17 protein-coding genes are annotated in these 16,807 nt (G+C 45.8%); 8 read left to right on the forward strand and 9 right to left on the reverse strand.

Annotated features, from left to right (window positions below):
• The first annotated feature begins 126 nt into the window (after positions 1–126).
• Positions 127–948, forward strand: coding sequence for a substrate-binding periplasmic protein (locus M0413_RS11735; protein ID WP_249554332.1), 822 nt, complete (start codon positions 127–129; stop codon positions 946–948).
• 21 nt (positions 949–969) lie between these two features.
• Here the strand turns inward: M0413_RS11735 and M0413_RS11740 are convergent, their stop codons facing one another.
• Entirely contained in the window at positions 970–1,875 is a 906-nt protein-coding gene (locus tag M0413_RS11740; protein WP_249554406.1) for a LysR family transcriptional regulator, read from the reverse strand.
• A gap of 135 nt (positions 1,876–2,010) precedes the next feature.
• Between M0413_RS11740 and M0413_RS11745 the strand changes: the two genes are divergently transcribed.
• Complete coding sequence (locus M0413_RS11745; protein WP_037415384.1) at positions 2,011–3,267, forward strand: adenylosuccinate synthase; 1,257 nt, start codon at positions 2,011–2,013, stop codon at positions 3,265–3,267.
• A gap of 173 nt (positions 3,268–3,440) precedes the next feature.
• Entirely contained in the window at positions 3,441–3,854 is a 414-nt protein-coding gene (locus M0413_RS11750; protein ID WP_069454459.1) for a thioesterase family protein, read from the forward strand.
• On the opposite strand, the gene M0413_RS11755 is transcribed toward M0413_RS11750, so the two are convergent.
• Together M0413_RS11755 and M0413_RS11760 are read right to left on the reverse strand one after the other, a co-directional pair.
• The gene (locus M0413_RS11755; protein WP_249554334.1) at positions 3,843–5,372 is read right to left on the reverse strand and encodes a putative bifunctional diguanylate cyclase/phosphodiesterase; all 1,530 of its coding nucleotides are present in this window, start codon (positions 5,370–5,372) and stop codon (positions 3,843–3,845) included. The two genes, M0413_RS11750 and M0413_RS11755, sit on opposite strands and share 12 nt — an antisense overlap.
• 85 nt (positions 5,373–5,457) lie before the next feature.
• Positions 5,458–6,297: an HDOD domain-containing protein gene (locus tag M0413_RS11760; RefSeq protein ID WP_037415376.1), complete on the reverse strand. Its 840-nt coding sequence runs from the start codon at positions 6,295–6,297 to the stop codon at positions 5,458–5,460.
• A gap of 365 nt (positions 6,298–6,662) precedes the next feature.
• Here M0413_RS11760 and trhP point away from each other — a divergent pair, with 365 nt between their 5' ends.
• Together trhP and M0413_RS11770 are read left to right on the forward strand one after the other, a co-directional pair.
• Complete coding sequence (gene trhP, locus M0413_RS11765; protein WP_037415375.1) at positions 6,663–8,036, forward strand: prephenate-dependent tRNA uridine(34) hydroxylase TrhP; 1,374 nt, start codon at positions 6,663–6,665, stop codon at positions 8,034–8,036.
• Positions 8,037–8,039: 3 nt separating this feature from the next.
• Entirely contained in the window at positions 8,040–8,291 is a 252-nt protein-coding gene (locus tag M0413_RS11770) for a YfhL family 4Fe-4S dicluster ferredoxin (RefSeq protein ID WP_011621854.1), read from the forward strand.
• 85 nt (positions 8,292–8,376) lie between these two features.
• Here M0413_RS11770 and ubiT read toward each other — a convergent pair whose 3' ends face one another.
• Positions 8,377–8,913: a ubiquinone anaerobic biosynthesis accessory factor UbiT gene (ubiT, locus tag M0413_RS11775; protein ID WP_249554336.1), complete on the reverse strand. Its 537-nt coding sequence runs from the start codon at positions 8,911–8,913 to the stop codon at positions 8,377–8,379.
• Between the two features lie 138 nt (positions 8,914–9,051).
• Here ubiT and ubiU point away from each other — a divergent pair, with 138 nt between their 5' ends.
• Both ubiU and M0413_RS11785 read left to right on the forward strand, forming a co-directional pair.
• Entirely contained in the window at positions 9,052–10,053 is a 1,002-nt protein-coding gene (ubiU, locus tag M0413_RS11780) for a ubiquinone anaerobic biosynthesis protein UbiU (protein ID WP_037415373.1), read from the forward strand.
• A 31-nt stretch (positions 10,054–10,084) separates the two neighbouring features.
• Positions 10,085–10,957 carry a U32 family peptidase gene (locus M0413_RS11785; RefSeq protein WP_249554407.1) on the forward strand — a complete coding sequence of 291 codons (873 nt, stop codon included), beginning with the start codon at positions 10,085–10,087 and terminating at the stop codon, positions 10,955–10,957.
• Between the two features lie 15 nt (positions 10,958–10,972).
• Here the strand turns inward: M0413_RS11785 and M0413_RS11790 are convergent, their stop codons facing one another.
• Positions 10,973–11,692: a DUF998 domain-containing protein gene (locus M0413_RS11790; RefSeq protein ID WP_249554338.1), complete on the reverse strand. Its 720-nt coding sequence runs from the start codon at positions 11,690–11,692 to the stop codon at positions 10,973–10,975.
• Positions 11,693–12,394: 702 nt separating this feature from the next.
• Between M0413_RS11790 and M0413_RS11795 the strand changes: the two genes are divergently transcribed.
• Positions 12,395–13,753 carry a YjiH family protein gene (locus M0413_RS11795; protein WP_037415367.1) on the forward strand — a complete coding sequence of 453 codons (1,359 nt, stop codon included), beginning with the start codon at positions 12,395–12,397 and terminating at the stop codon, positions 13,751–13,753.
• Positions 13,754–14,193: 440 nt separating this feature from the next.
• On the opposite strand, the gene M0413_RS11800 is transcribed toward M0413_RS11795, so the two are convergent.
• From M0413_RS11800 to M0413_RS11815, 4 genes are all read right to left on the reverse strand, one after another.
• On the reverse strand, positions 14,194–14,643 hold the full coding sequence (locus tag M0413_RS11800) for a hypothetical protein (protein WP_144376572.1): 450 nt from the start codon (positions 14,641–14,643) through the stop codon (positions 14,194–14,196).
• 132 nt (positions 14,644–14,775) lie between these two features.
• Positions 14,776–15,135 (reverse strand): hypothetical protein, encoded by a 360-nt coding sequence (locus M0413_RS11805; RefSeq protein ID WP_249554340.1) that lies wholly within the window; start codon positions 15,133–15,135, stop codon positions 14,776–14,778.
• A gap of 92 nt (positions 15,136–15,227) precedes the next feature.
• Positions 15,228–15,542, reverse strand: a complete 315-nt coding sequence (locus M0413_RS11810; RefSeq protein WP_249554342.1) for a hypothetical protein — start codon at positions 15,540–15,542, stop codon at positions 15,228–15,230.
• Complete coding sequence (locus tag M0413_RS11815; protein WP_249554344.1) at positions 15,539–16,516, reverse strand: transposase; 978 nt, start codon at positions 16,514–16,516, stop codon at positions 15,539–15,541. The genes M0413_RS11810 and M0413_RS11815 overlap by 4 nt, the downstream gene beginning before the upstream one ends.
• Positions 16,517–16,807 lie beyond the last annotated feature (291 nt).

The following is a 16,807-nucleotide window of genomic DNA, read 5'->3' on the forward strand; positions in this document are numbered from 1 at the left end:
TTTACTCTTTATCTGTAGGTAAAGTGAGGCTCACAATTCTACGTGCACAGCTCAAAATAATTGGCCTCATAATAAAGACTTATGCTATAAGTTACCCCATTAGGAATAGGCTAATATGGACATAAAATGCGTGTTTGCGGTGAGACTAAGGCTAAAATTGAGCAGCGATGTTTTTCGACACTGTTTTTTTTACTGAGTACCTCACTATTATTGTTATTCTTAGTCAGCCATCAAGCTAAAGCTCAAGAAAGTCAAAATGTTACACAAAGCTCCTCATCTCAGACTGTTACCTTAGCAGCCGAAGATAGTTGGCCCCCATTTGCAAACCAGTTTGGCCAAGGCATTTCTCATCGACTGATCGAAGCCGCATTTAAACAAGCTCACATTGAGGTCAATAGTCTTGTTGTGCCCTACAGCCGAGCCTTGATGATGGCCGAAAAAGGGGCTGTCGATGGAGTATTTAATGTCACCAGAGAAGCCAGCACAGAGCAACGTTTCGTCTTTGGGGAGATGCCATTATTTGTCGCAACAGCCTCATTCTATCAACGAAAGCAACGTTCTTTACTTGCTGAAAACAAATGGCAAATACCAAAAGGCAGCAATGTTGGAGTAATAAAAAGCTATGAATATGGGGACGAATTTCCTGAATTAGTCAAACAACGTCAATTGAACATCGTCACGGTCGCCACCCAACAGCAACTTATCAATTTGCTGCTGATTGGCCGAATCGATGCGGCTGTTATGTTTGATCTTGTCGCACAAGAAAACCTACAAAAGATGGGCGTAAGCAATGAAGTCATCGCCGCCTTTGACAACCACAGCAGTCAGATTTATTTAGCGTTCTCGAAGGAAAACCCTAAAGCTGCGTTATTGGCTAAAGCCCTCGATCAAGGCTTATCCATGCTGAAAGAAAATGGCCAATATCAGCAATTGTTGAGTGCTAATTAATTACCTAATCCAGCCTTGAAGTTAGCTCCCCACACTCTGTTCTTGAATGCGGATAATCTCTTGATTGACCCACTGCAATAACTGTTTAATGGCTTTAGATAAAATCTGATTTTGGCGCACAATATAGCCTAGGCTTGTACTTGGAAAATCCGGCAGTGGTGTCACCTTACTCTTTAAGTTTGTCTTAGTGTAAATGGAAAACTCAGGCACAATAGCTACCCCAAAGCCAGCCTCCGCCCAATCGATTTGGGCATCAACACTGCCGACTTCCATAATCCGATAGCGAGGCAAATTTAAGCTAGGTAAGGCGGGATCAAGCAGCTCGCGGGTACGGGTATCGTGCCCAAGTAAAATCAAGGTAGGTTGCTCCGCTAATGGCATATCATCACGCCCTTGACTCTGCTGCCATAGCGCTAAATTATTCCCAAGTGCGCACCATTTGATTTGCTGCAACTCAGTAAAATGTAGCGGCTGACTTTCTTTCTGTGCGATGACAAAACCTAAATCCGCCTCGGCATTGGTGACCAGTTCCGAGGCTTGAAACGAAGTCGTATTAAGCAGGGAAAAATCAATCCCGGGGAATTCCGCTTTAAACAATTGAAAAGGCTGAATTAACAACAAGCGAGAAATGATGTCGCTAGCCGCTATGGTTAAGGTACCTTGGCTAAGATCGTTGATGGCATTGAGATCCGCCTGACACACTTGCAACTCCATCAAGGTCTTCTGACTGCTCTCGAGCAAACGGAACCCCGCCTGAGTTAACCTAAACGGATTACGTTCAATCAACTTCACCCGCGTGTTTTGCTCAAGTTGTTTGATATGCAGGCTGACATTGGGCTGTGTCATATGCAGCGCCGCAGCTGCCTTACCAAAGTGTTTACACTCAGCCAATGTCACAAAGGTTTTTAGCCAATGAAGTTCGAGCATTGCTTTTATCTCCATCCATCATTCCCAATGGCGTCATGATATATGACTTTCTTATCGATGCGATAACTATAATTAATTTCTCTTATTCGATAACGGGGTCTAGCATAACCGCTTAATTCCTGTGGAGATGATGTTATGCCGTCTATCGTAGTTGTGGGTGCAAATTGGGGTGATGAAGGCAAAGGCCGCATCGTAGATTATTTAGCCGCAGATGCTGCTGCGAGTGTTCGCTTTCAAGGCGGTAACAACGCAGGCCATACAGTCGTAAACGACTATGGCACCTTTAAATTACACCAATTACCTAGCGGTATTTTCAATCCAAACTGCGTTGCAGTACTTGGCCCAGGCATGGTGATCAGCCCTGAAAAACTCAGTGTTGAGATCGCCGAAGTCGAAGCGGCTGGCATTGAAGTTAAGTTATGCATTTCTGACCGCGCAACCCTTTGCTTACCGATCCACGCACTGGAAGATACCTTAGAAGAACAACGTCTAGGCGATCTGGCCTACGGTTCAACCCGTCAAGGTATCGCTCCAGCCTATGGCGATCGTGTGATGAAAAAAGGCATTCTGGTTGGTTGGTTAAAGCAACCAGAAGTGCTGCAAGAGCGCATTCAATTTATGCTTGATTGGAAGCTACCACAGTTAAAGGCGCTCTATCCAAGCTGTGACTTTTCCCAAACTGCCGCCGAAATGACTCAGTGGTTATTAGATGTCACCGCGCCATGGCGTCCCTTTATCTGTAACGTGACAGAGCCATTAAAAGCGCTGCAAAAACAAGATGCTAACTTACTGTTTGAAGCGCAATTAGGCGCAGGTCGTGACTTAATTTACGGTGAATATCCGTACACAACCTCTTCTAACGTGACGGCGGCTTTCGCAGGTTTAGGCAGTGGCTTACCCGCGCTGCGCCCAGAGCGCATCATTGCCGTAGCCAAAGCCTTTAGCTCATCTGTCGGTACTGGTACTTTAGTTACCGCGATGGAAGAGCAGGATGACTTCCGTAAAAACGCCAACGAGTTTGGTGCGACTACGGGTCGTCCACGTGATATGGGTTACTTCGATGCCGTTGCGACTCGTAATGGTGTTGAGCTGCAAGCAGCAACTGAAATCGCCCTGACCAAGATTGACTGCCTGACAGGCATGAAAGATCTCAAGATTTGTGTTGCCTACGACGGTGAGCACACTGAGAACCCAATTTGGCCACAAACGGCTGCATTAAGCCCAGTGTATGAGCAAATGGAAAGCTGGAGTGAAGACATCACCACTTGCCGTACCTTCGAAAGTCTGCCAAAGGCTGCACAACATTATGTTGAACGCATCGAAGCCCTCATGGGCGTGCGCGTCAGCATGGTGTCAGTTGGGCCTGAGCGCGATCAAATGATCATTCGCTAACGCATCGATTACCCTACAAAAAAGCCATATTCGTTTCGGCGAATATGGCTTTTTACTTTTGCTTTTTATACTCATCCTCCATTCCAATGGGACTGAGCGACTCTCTTGGGTTTTGTTTCACAAAATAAACCGCTAGACTGCCCTCAAATGAATAATCCTATATCGATGATTTTATGCCGCAATTTAGCCCGACTTATTCTTTTCCTGTGCAAATTTACTACGAAGATACCGACTTTTCTGGTGTGGTGTATCACCCGAACTTTTTGAAATACTTCGAGCGTGCCCGTGAGCATGTGATTGGCGCCGAGCGTTTACGCGAGCTCTGGCAACAGCAACAATTAGGTTTCGCCGTGTATCGCAGTGATATGTTGTGCCATGAAGGCGTGGAATTTGCCGACATCATCGATATCCGCACTAAGTTCTACTTTGAGAGTAAATACCGCACTGTATGGCAGCAGGAAATTTGGCGACCCAACGGCAAAAAACCTGCGGTCACGGCCACCATTGAAATGGTCTGTATGAATCAAGCGCGACAACTCGCGCCGATGCCAGCAGAGTTAATCGCTCAATTAAGCTTAGGAATGTGACCCCATATTGACACAAAGCATTTTGGGTGCAGGACGGAGTCGATGCCAGTGCATCTCAAGCTCTACTGCCCGCATTGGCTTGGCGTAGCATATGCCTTGAATCCGATCGACGCCCATCTTGACTAAGAAATTAAGCACCTCTTGGGTTTCGACGCCTTCGACCGTTACTTCATAACCGAGTTTTTTAGCAATATTAATGCTGGCCTCAAGGATATATTCAGAGGGTTCGTTCGGTTTCAGATCCTCAAGAAATGCTTTATCAATCTTCACTTCGTTTGCAGGTAAATGTTTTAAATAAGCGAGGGAAGAATGACCAGTACCAAAATCATCGATGGCGAGTTTTACCCCAAGGCTGCGGATTTGCGCTAAGGTATCAACGGCTTTATTTAAATCTGCCATCAAAGTACTCTCAGTAATTTCAATCATTAAGCATTCTGGCGGTAACTGGTAATGCTTTAGGCGCGCATCGATTTCATGGGGTAAGGTTTCACTATCGAGATCGCGAGTCGCTAAATTCAACGCAACACAAACAGAAATCCCCGCTAATCGCCATTTTACCTGCTGCTGGAGCACTTGTTCTAAGGCCCAATGGCTAACGAGATCGATCATACCCGCGCATTCGGCAAGTGGGATAAATTCCCCAGGAGAAACCAATCCTAGCTCTTCATGTTCCCAGCGGATTAATGCCTCGACCTGAGTGCATCCGCCTGAAGCAACATCCTGCTTAGGTTGGTAAACCATGTATAAATGATTGCGTTGTAAACCATTAGGCAAGCTATCAATAATCTTTAATTCTCGCAGCTGGCGAATATCGTCATTCTCACTGTAACAGGCTATTTCAATTCGAGTTGAACGGGCTTTTTTGAGTGCCAAATCGAGTCTTCTGAGCATATTACTCACGTCGGCATGGTGCTGCGCTAATTGCAAACAGCCAATTTGTAGGCGCACACTGACTGGCGTATCCTTAATTTTAAAGGGTACCTGCAAGCGACCACGTAAATGCAGCAACGACTCCTGCGACAAACTCTGCTCATAATAGAGAAAAAACTCATCACCATTTAAGCGGGCAATCAGTTTCGGCTTTAGGCTTAAGCCAGTTAACCGCTCGGCAAACTGTTTTAGCAAAATATCGCCAAACACAAACCCAAAAAGATCGTTCACATAGCGAAAACGATAAATATCAATAAGTACTAAAGTACCTTGTGTGATAGGCATTAACGAAGCCAGTGCGCGTTTAAGCCCAACACGATTATTTAACCCTGTCAGCTTATCTTTGCCCATCCCCGCGGGTAACGCGGCTAACATCTCATTTAAGGAATGATACAGGGACGCATACTCTTGCGGCACATCTGCAATATTAAGTGGGCTTCGGTCCGTCTTTTGCTTTTCAAGTTGAGGGCATAACTGTGCTAAGAATTGCTGCTGTTGGCGCAATGCTTGGGATCTTGTGCGTAAAAGAAACAGCACGGCGATCAAAACGATAACCAACGCTAAACTGATAAACTCCAGAATAACCATATCTAGGCCTCAATCTTACAGCGTAAGCTAATGACCAATATTTCCTCACCATAGGACAAGATTAATTTCCTTCTAAGCCCTAGGATTACTGGTAACTTTCTTTGATTGAATGGAATTTATCCATAAATTCATCACTTGCTAAGTCATTCGCCGAGACGGGTAATCCACGGCTAACAAACACATCCATCCGCTGCTCAAAATCAGCTCCTGCGCGTAACTCACCAGTGTAGAATGCCGCGGCGCGAATAAAATCTAAGTAGGTAACATGGTCGGGTAAATAGGGCAAATCAGCCCATCGCTCAACCACTTCCATCACCTCTGGTGCAAAATCCCAACTTTTTAACACGGCACGACCTAAAGGGCCTTGCATTTTACGTACTAAAGAACGCAATTGCTCAATACTGGTAAATAACTCAGGATGGGCCTCCGCCTCGGTGAGCACAGGCAAAGCACCGATATTATGGACTAAACCTGCAAGGGTTAAAGTGTCTAAATTTAACTGGCTAGGACGACGCTTATTGTACATCTGCAATATGGCACAAGCCGCTGCCGTCACATCGATAGAAGTACGCCAAACCTCATCCATCACTTCCCACACCATTTCATTGGTGGAAATAAATAGCTGCTCCATCGCCACTGATGTCGCAATACTCTTAATTTGGATTAAGCCAATGCGGGAGACTGCGCTATTAATACTCTCGGCGGGAATCCCACGACTATACAAGGCACTGTTGGCCACTTTAATAATACGCGCCGAAATGGCCGCATCTTGACCAATCACCTCAGCCACTTGCTTAAGACTTGCATCTGAGCGGCTCACCACTTCTTGCACCCGCATGGCGACTTCAGGCAAGGTTGGCAATACTAAGGCATCATCTTTTAATTTTTTAAGTAATCCGACTAACAGTAGATGTTCAGTAGACATCTTCGCTCCCATCAATCTGCAAACATAAAGCGGTAATAGTTGGAGTATATCAGTTGACGATCATTTGATGGGCAGAAAAAAGCATCAGACGTTAATTATTTGTATGACGCTGTTATCAATTTAGTCTCACGACAAAACATTTTACGCTTTGATATCTCAGATTAAGTTAAAGGTGAAAATCAATGGAAACACACAAATGGATTCATGGTCTCGCGCGATCGTCAGAGTAAGAATGGTAGGTATATTCGTAAAACGCGAACTATACCTAATCTTAGACGTAGCAATTTGCATAACCCTACTTTGATTGTGTAAAATGCCGCCCCCGCGCACTGCGCCTCCATCTACCAACCAATTCGAGAGTCATTATGTTTAAACCAGAGTTGTTATCTCCCGCTGGGACGCTGAAAAACATGCGTTACGCCTTTGCCTATGGTGCAGATGCCGTGTATGCCGGTCAGCCGAGATACAGCCTAAGGGTACGTAATAACGACTTTAAAATGGAAAACCTCGCAACGGGTATCGAAGAAGCCCATGCGTTAGGTAAAAAGCTTTATGTGGTGAGTAACATTGCCCCCCACAACGCTAAGCTCAAAACCTATATCAAGGATATGGAACCCGTGGTAGCGATGAAGCCCGATGCGCTGATCATGTCAGACCCAGGTTTAATCATGATGGTGCGTGAAGCCTTCCCTGAGCAAGTGGTGCATTTATCGGTACAAGCCAACGCCATTAACTGGGCATCGGTCAAATTCTGGCAGACCCAAGGCATTAAACGGGTGATTTTATCCCGCGAATTATCCTTAGATGAAATCGAAGAAATTCGCCAACGTTGCCCCGATATCGAGTTAGAAGTGTTTGTCCACGGCGCCCTGTGTATGGCCTACTCAGGCCGTTGTTTGCTGTCGGGTTACATCAACAAACGCGATCCAAACCAAGGCACTTGCACTAACGCCTGCCGTTGGAAATACGATGTGCATGAAGCGCAGCAAACCGACTCGGGCGATATCATCGCTCTGTCGCCACAAGCTAATGCGGTGCAAATCGAGACGCCGACCCTAGGCGCGGGTCCTGCGACCGATCAAATCTTCCTGCTGCAAGAAGCCAATCGCCCCGGCGAATACATGCCAGCGTTTGAAGATGAGCATGGCACTTATATCATGAACTCTAAGGACTTGCGCGCAATCCAACACGTTGAGCGTTTGGCCAAAATGGGCATCGACTCGCTGAAGATCGAAGGCCGTACTAAGTCTTTCTACTATGTGGCCCGTACCGCACAGCTATACCGTCAGGCCATCGACGATGCCGCCTCAGGCAAGAGCTTCGATCGCAGCTTGATGAACCAACTCGAAGGCTTAGCGCACCGCGGTTATACCGAAGGCTTCTTACGTCGCCACGTGCATGATGAATACCAAAACTACGACTATGGCTACTCGGTCAGCGATACCCAACAATTTGTCGGTGAATTAACAGGTAAACGCAATCTGGCTGGCCTTGCCGAAATCGAAGTGAAGAACAAATTCTCTGTCGGTGATAGTGTTGAATTAATGACGCCGCAGGGCAATATCAGCCTCACTATCGAACAACTCGAAAACCGCAAAGCCGAAGCGGTTGAAGCGGGATTAGGTTCGGGCCATACCGTTTACTTGCCCGTGCCGAAAGAGGTTGATCTGAACCACGGCATTTTACTGCGTAACCTGCCTCAAGGTCAGGATACCCGTAACCCACACGAAGCAGGCTAAGGCATGGCATTACTGATCGACGACAGCTGCATCAATTGCGACATGTGTGAACCTGAATGCCCAAATCAGGCCATCACCATGGGGGAAGAAATCTATGAAATCGACCCAGACCGCTGCACCGAATGCGTAGGCCACTACGATAAGCCGACCTGCGTCTCCGTCTGTCCGATTGATTGTATTGACCCAGACCCTAACCGCGTCGAGTCCCACGACGAGCTGTTGGTCAAATTTGCCATTCTCACGCAAAAAATTTGAGTGAGCGTCAGCCGTTTAAACTTAACCAAAAGCCCCGCAATGTCAGCGGGGCTTTGTTTATCGGTTGATTACAACCACGTTCGCATCAGCTTAAGCTTGGTGATTTAGCTAAAATCACCGTCGGTTTTGCCTCAAGCTGCAAACGCACAATGGCATCGGCCAGCTTTTCAACGCTTAAGCGGATCGGCGCAGGTAAGCTGGCAAATTCGATACTGAGCAGCAGATTTTTCACCTCAAGCCCTAACTCGGTATCGCCCTCGATGCTGAGTTTACGTTGGAAAAACAACGTGTCTGGGTCTTCTTTCGCCGCCGCAACTAACAATAATTCCGCAGACTTGGCACTAAATGTCACTTGGGCATCGGTCAGTTCACGCACCTGCCAACGGCCATCGAAACTCACTTCAAAATGCAGATTTAGATCTTCAACTCGAATCGCAACCCACTTACCTGCCAAAAAATCTAACTCGCCATCTTCGGCCTGCGGTGCCAGTAGCTGCGTTAGGAGTTGGCTAAGTACCTTGGCCTTGAGGCTAAAGGGCACTTTGGAGAGTGGCAAACGGATCAGTTTTGGGGTGAGTTCTAACAATTGTTTAGCAAGATTAGCTGAAAAAACAGCGGACATAAGCAGTTACCTAAGGATAAAAAACACTATATCTCCCAGTTTACCGAGATTTTATGATCTTAAACCTGTTTTAAATCAATTCACCGCCATTCAATCTTCCCTACACTCTGCCCCTGTTATTTTATCGGGAGCACCATTATGGAGTTGTTGTGTCCAGCAGGAAACCTAGCCTCGCTAAAGTCGGCGCTGCAGGCCGGAGCCGATGCTGTCTACCTTGGGTTAAAGGATGATACCAATGCACGTTCATTCGCGGGCTTAAACTTCACCCCTGCAAAATTACAGGAAGCCGCCGAGCTCACCCATCAGCGGGGCAAGAAAATCTTCCTCACCTTAAATACCTTTCCTAAGCCAAATGAAGAGCACCGTTGGTATCAAGCTATCGACTTGGCGGCCAGTATTGGCGTTGATGCCTTAATCGTTGCCGATCTGTCGCTGCTCGACTATGCCCACAGGCAATATCCGCATATTCCGCTGCATTTATCGGTACAGGCCAGCGCCACCAACTTGGGCGCACTGAGCTTTTATAAAGAGGCTTTTAATATCGCGCGGGTGGTATTACCCAGAGTGCTGTCGATGAAACAAGTACGTGACTTAGCCAAGGTCAGCCCTGTCGATTTAGAGGTCTTTGCCTTTGGCAGTCTGTGCATTATGGCCGAAGGCCGCTGCCACTTATCCTCCTATGTTACCGGTCAATCACCAAACACTGGTGGCTCTTGCTCGCCAGCGAAACACGTGCGCTGGCAAGAACAGGGCAAAGACAGATTGACCCGCCTCAACGAAGTCTTGATTGATAAATCAGGGCTCGATGAACAAATGGGCTACCCTGTGGTCTGTAAAGGCCGTTATCTCACCCAAGACGATGATAAACCGCAATATCTGCTCGAGTCTCCCACCAGCTTAAATACCCTTAGCTTGCTGCCTGAGCTTGCCAAAGCGGGCATAGTGTCACTTAAGATTGAGGGGCGTCAGCGCAGCCCTGCCTATGTAGAACAGGTGACTAAGGTTTGGCGTCAAGCGATTGATACCTATCTTCATCAACCAGATAAATTCCAGACGCAGGCCCATTGGGAGCAAGCCCTCGCTAAAGTCTCCGAAGGCCAAATTACTACCTTAGGCGCCTACGAGCGTGACTGGCAGTAGCCCTAGCGATAACCACGAAGAAGAAACGATTATGAAAATTTCCCTCGGCCCACTGCTCTATTGCTGGGAAAAACAACAGGTCATCGACTTTTACCAGCAGGTGGCCAATAGTCAGATCCCGTTAGTTTATTTGGGTGAAGCCGTCTGTAGCCGTCGACGCGAACTCAAATTTGGTGACTATCTCGAACTGGCCAAAATGCTGAAATCTGCGGGTAAAGAGGTAGTGCTGTCGACACTCGCCCTTATCGAAGCGCCCTCGGAATACACAGAGCTTAAACGTCAGGTCGATAATGGCGAATTTAGCATTGAGGCCAACGACATGGCGGCCGTGTATCTCGCCAAGGAGCACAAGCTGCCCTTTGTCTGCGGCGCCAGCATCAACAACTATAATCGCGCTAGTCTAGATATTTTGCAGCGCTTTGGTATGCAGCGCTTTGTGATGCCAGTAGAACTGTCGAAGGCTTGGCTGAGCCAAGTGGTCGCGCAAAAGCCCGTATTCGAAGTCGAAGTGCTCGGCCATGGCTACTTGCCGCTCGCCCACTCGGCGCGCTGCTTTACCGCTAGGCATCAACATTTGTCGAAGGACAGCTGCGAAACCGTTTGCCGCCAATACAGCAAGGGTTTACTAGCACAAACCCAAGAAGCTCAACCTTTGCTGAGGTTAAATGGCATTCAAACCCAGTCGGCCAGCTGTGTCGATTTACGCAGTGAAATCAATGAAATGATAAAGGTTGGCGTAGATGTGTTTCGGGTTTCGCCCAGCAGCGTAGCCTGTATCACTCAGGCCGATGCGCTGTTCGAGGCATTAACTAGCGAGGCAACGGACGCTCAGTTTCCTCTTAGCGATGAGCACTGTAACGGTTACTGGTTTGGCGAAGCAGGGCTAAAATCCTTCGTCAGATAAAAGACATAGCCTACTTCACTCAAGCGTTGGCTCCTGGCAGAATGTGGGGAGACATGATGGTGGCGTTAATAGCAGCGCCACCGTCCAACTTAATAGACTCCCAAGCCCAATCCATTCCAGCAATGCAGGCCACCATAAATCGGGCCTTGGCAATTGCAGTATCATTTCTTGATAGAAAGGTCTGTCTCCTTCCGTTAAGCCCAATGCTAACAGCGGCACATAGAGAAAAGTCATCATACTGAGCAATACCAACAGCGCTAATAATATCGTCAAGCGCTGACGGTGCTGCGAGCCGAATCCCACCCATAGTAGATAACAAATTGCACTTAAGCTGCCAAAGTAGAAAAACCATTTAAGTGCGAGGATATGCAAGTGATACACATTGACCGGAAATAGCCCAACACAGGCCAAGGCTAAAAACGTCAGTGCTAGAGAGCAAAAGAAAGGATACCCCCAAAACCCGCTTACAGTCTGTAGTGAGGAAAGACAATAAAAAACAACGCTTAAACTGCCAAAAAATAAACCGCCATTGAGTACCACTGCAAAGCTAGAATGGCCATAGGTACCCAATTCACTCAGTGTATGATTTAAAAAATTGAAGGAGCGTGTTTCAGAATAATCAAATCCGAATACCGCCACACAGATCCCCAGCATCAATCCAAAAATACCAAGAAAACCAAACTTAGTGGCAAGTGCCGAGCCCCTTGTCGCCATATTCATTTTTATAACAGTCATGGATAATTTAGCCAAACCAAAGTAGTACTAACTTACATGGAATTACAAAGAATTAAAGCGGCCCCTATCCTCTTTAGCGTAATATTTTATTTCATCACTATTCGCGATTTTTTAGTCATCGCAAAAACACTCCGAATTTAGTCATTTTTCAATAAAATATATGCAAATCCAAAGTTAAAAATGAATAAATAATCACAATAAATTCAATTATCGCTGTATCGTCCCAAAAGGTTAACCCATCATTGCCACCAGTGTTAGTTCGCTCACATTAAGTTAGCAACAACTGAAGCCCCGATACGATTCATGGACAAAAAAGCATCTAAAAGTGTATTTAGTGAAGATCCATTGAGAAAATTTTGAACAAAATATCACAAAAAAACCAATAACCCCAAGAGCAAAACAACTCAATAAACAATTCGCAACATAACAATGTAATCACTTGATTCAATTAAAATAAACTGCATCGAAACGTAATTTCGCACCCAAATCATTCATTAGAAATCGCCCAAATAACTATGCTATTTTGCTGCTTATCTCAAACAAATTTCCGAATCGTTTTACATGGCGGCGCTAAGCGAGTAATCTTCCCCCTTCTCGATTTTGAGTTGAATGAAAATGCACCTCACCCCAGCAAAGAATGCGGTTTTGAGAGAGCATTGATTCAAGTTTATTTGTGCGACTCGTACTTTAAGGTGTACACCATTGGCTACTGAACATAAAAACCGCAACATTAAGACGATACTCACCTTTATCGTCCCTTCGCTGATCGGTCTGCTGCTGTTTATGACCCCTATCAGCTATAACGATGCGATAACTATTCCCATCGCAATCATCTCTAAAGCACTGCAAAGCGTGTTAAGCGATGTATTAACCTTAATCGTGACTGTGATTGTTGTCGCCATGGCCTTTGCCTCTGTGCTGACAAAGTTACTCAAACCTAAGTTTGTGCTGAACAATCACTTCCTCAATGGTTTACTCAACATCAGCCCGCTGTGGCTTACCACCCGTGTCGTTGGCGCTGTCTTTATCGTGCTGACCTACTTTGGCATTGGCCCCGAAGCGATTAACTCTTCAAGTACCGGTGCCTTAGTGCTGAACGACCTGTTACCGGTACTCTTCTCGGTGTTTATCTTCGCTGGTATGTTGCTGCCACTGCTATTAAACTTCGGTCTATTAGAGCTATTTGGTACTCTGCTGACCAAAGTGATGCGCCCCGTGTTTAACCTGCCAGGTCGCAGCGCCATCGACTGTATGGCCTCTTGGTTAGGTGATGGTAGCGTTGGGATCCTGTTGACAAGCAAGCAATACGAAGCGCGTTTTTACACCCAAAGGGAAGCCGCAGTTATCGGTACCACCTTCTCGGCGGTGTCAATTACCTTCAGCTTAGTGGTGATCTCACAGGTAAAGTTAGAGCATATGTTTGTGCCCTTCTACCTGACCGTGTGTTTAGCGGGTTTTGCGGCCGCCGTGATTGTGCCTAAGCTGCCGCCACTGTCGTGGAAAAAAGATAACTATATCGACGATACGCCACGTCAACCTGATGATGAGATGATCCCCGCAGGACACGGCGCACTCTCTTGGGGCTTTGATAAAGCGCTCGAGAAAGCGGCCAGTGCTGGTGGTATCAAAGCCGTCTTAAATGAAGGTATTAAAAACGTTATCGATATGATATTTGGCATTCTCCCTGTAGTAATGGCCATTGGTACCACGGCGCTGATCATCGCCGAGCATACGTCCATCTTCAATTACTTAGGTATGCCGTTTATTCCGTTACTGGAACTGCTGCATATCCCTGAAGCCACCGAAGCCTCTAAAACCATCGTTGTTGGCTTTGCCGATATGTTTATTCCGTCGATTTTAGCCAGCTCTATCGAATCGGATATGACCCGCTTTGTGATTGCCGCCTTATCAGTAACCCAGCTGATTTACATGAGCGAAGTGGGCGCACTGCTGATTGGCAGTAAGATCCCAGTGAATTTTGTTGAGCTTTTTGTCGTGTTCGTACTGCGCACCTTAGTGACTCTGCCAGTCATTGCTGGCGTGGCTCATTTGCTGTTCTAAGCGCAACATCACCTTAAATATCAAGGGGAGTCAGATTTAACTGACTCCCCTTTTTTGTATCACTTATAAATGCATTCATTAACGAACTCATACACAAACAGGCTGTTTTGATTACTTCGTTGGGTGTGGGTTAGTCGTACAAACTCCACTCGCCACCATATAACTCAGTTTTACAGGAAGTCATTTAGAATTTCTGGATACTACTGTTGAAAGATAAAGTTTGGCCGTTTAATTCTTTAAGTGCTGTCTTTTGGTGAGCCATGGCATTCGCGTAATTTGTAAGTTTTAAAAAGAAATACGCAGCATGTTTTGGGACAAAAGCATGTTAGATTCCCAACTCTAATTATTGAGTTTCGGATTAAAATTTCTATGGAGATAACTACCAAAGCAGCGGCGCGCGTTAGCGCGTCCAGCCCGCAGTGCGATGCTGCCTTTGCTTGTTAGTGGTTTTTCACAAATAGCTCGCATTTATAGCCGCCTTCCTCACTTTCCAGGTTTTCACTAACGTAGAGGGTATATTTCCCTGGCTTAGAAAATATCGTCTCATTACCACCTTTGTTATCCCAGCGATACCCAGTCGTGGTTGGGGCTATTTCAATTTCTTTTGCACTTTCAAACTGTTGAGAAGACATTAAAGACTTCATGGTTGATGGCGCTGCGCCAACTACCAAAAATAGCCATAAGTTTTCATCGTGCCTATATAAAGCAAGCTCCTTTCCGTGGTGCCCACTAAGATTAACTCGAAGAACATCGCCACGGCTTAACATGCGTGGAGTGCAAGACAGCATATCATCTGATTCTATCCAGATAGCCTCTGGAGCCTCAGATTCCTCAGCGTTCCCATGCAAGCTAATAAAAGCAAAGATAAAAAGCAGGACTCTATTCATCATTCACCACTAACGCCCGCCTAAGGGGCTGGCAACGCATAACACTAAACTCAAACACAACAACCGAAACCACCGCGGCTCATTGGGACTGGAAACGCCACGCGTTGACAGTCCCTCTTGAGGCGTTTGTTAGCTTTAAATCATATTTTCCGCATCATGACGGCAAATCTGACACTTAAAGTCTTCTTCTAAATATGACTGATACAAAGACTCATCATCAACCAAACCACCATTAGTACATGATGATTCGTAGTTACCTTCATCATCTTCAATAAAGCCAACTGGGCCTTCACAAACAACAGCTTCAAGTAAAGGAAGAATAACTTTTTCATAGTGATAAATTTGCTTTCCCTTAATAGACGACAGATCGCCATTATTATCTCTTAATATCTCAGCAATAATCAGGCTAATATTCCCATCTAAACCACATTCTGCGGCTTTGTCCATGATGTAATGTTCGTTATCTAATAGATGATTGATGACATCTAAATTCATTTTTATCTCCATTTGCATATGTAAAGGACTGATTTAAGCTAACATTTTATTCATGCGCGTTTACCTCGTTAGACCAGTGAAAACGCGCACAGTTAACTATCTGTATGCAAAGAACTTATCAACTTTCTGCCAAATACACCATCTGGAAAAACGCGCATGCGCGTTTTCCAAATAAATCCGGCCACCCAATATAAATCAATAACATAATGCACTTTATGTTTGCCTACAACTTGTCCGAAGTTAAAATGGTTTAAATAGGGACAATCAACAATCGCGGGGACAGCATCTAAGGCAATAAATTGCGCTAACTCATTAAAAAATGGGGTATTTAAGACGAAATAAATTGGCCCATAGAGCTTGGGATGTGTTCTGGATGAGGCTTTTGAAGTGATATAAGCAGTTGTCATTTACTGTTAAAGTGCTGGCAGCATTTAGCAAAATGCCGTCGTCGCTTTTCTAAGTGTTCGCAGTAATCGGTCAGTTCTTGCAAGGTGCCCACTGGACCGTAAAATAGCTTGCCAAATTCGGTTGTCAGCTTGAGCCAATTGTCATGGGGAATATTTAATCTGTTCAGTATCTTGGCGCTACTTTCGCTGATGCATCCACGTTTATCATTGCGAATGATTCGGCCGGTATCATCCACCAATTGAAGGTAATCGGTTAAGGAAAATGCAATGCCATTGGGTTGGTTGTCGCACTCATTACCAATAAAAGGTAGTAGATTGCTCGGCTGCTCACCTTTTAACGCCGCCCGAATGCGTAGTTGAATACTGGTATGGTCGGATTGTTCTGGCGTATCAGCCAGTTGAGCTCTGATCGGATTTAAATCGACGTAAGTCATACAGGCTAACACGGCGGCTTCATCCAGTAAGGCCTGAGATTTAAACCGACCTTCCCAGAACCTGCCTGTGCAGTTATCTTCTTGATTTGCTTGCCTTGCAATCGGTTCATTCAAACAGCGCATAAACCATGAAATATCACACAAACGACTGCGATAAAGGGCGATTGAATGCTTTAATCTGCTGACCTCATGCGCTTCAACTAACTCACCTTTGGCGAACTTTTGTGTTAACTCATCGCCTTTAAACAACTTATGCCACAGCTCAAGCACTTCGCGGTCAGTCCAACGATTTGCACTGTCGATATCCACCCGCAGCACCAAATGCAGATGATTCGACATCACCGCAAATGCTGCCACATCAATAGCAAAAACGGCTTCAAGTTCAAATAATAATGACTCGACCCAAACACGGCGATGGTCATAGTTTTTACCCGAGTAACTATCATCGCCACATAAAAAAGCCCGCCGAACAACGCGGCTACAGCAATGGTAATAGGGAGTGTCTTCAAGACTTATCTGAGTTCTACGAGGGCGCGGCATACAAACCTCCTTGTTCAATGCTTAACCAAAGCATAGTAGGAGGTTTACTACCGCGCTATTAAAGCTGGGTGTCCAATTTCGGAATAAAAACTCATGCATATATGCAATTAGAGTGGTGGGCAAAAATGGAGTGCTGAATCGCTTTGGGGCAAAAATAAGTTAACTCAATCTATCGACAGTCAATGCACCCAGAACGGAATCTTGTTGGATTAACTCCAGCCTAATCCACCTAGCTGTCATCTGCATGTCACTTAAGCTTCATCATTCAGTCAAAGCCCGTCACTAATCTCT

Origin of the sequence: Shewanella sp. 8A, assembly GCF_023475945.1 — a bacterium.
Lineage (GTDB): Bacteria > Pseudomonadota > Gammaproteobacteria > Enterobacterales > Shewanellaceae > Shewanella > Shewanella xiamenensis.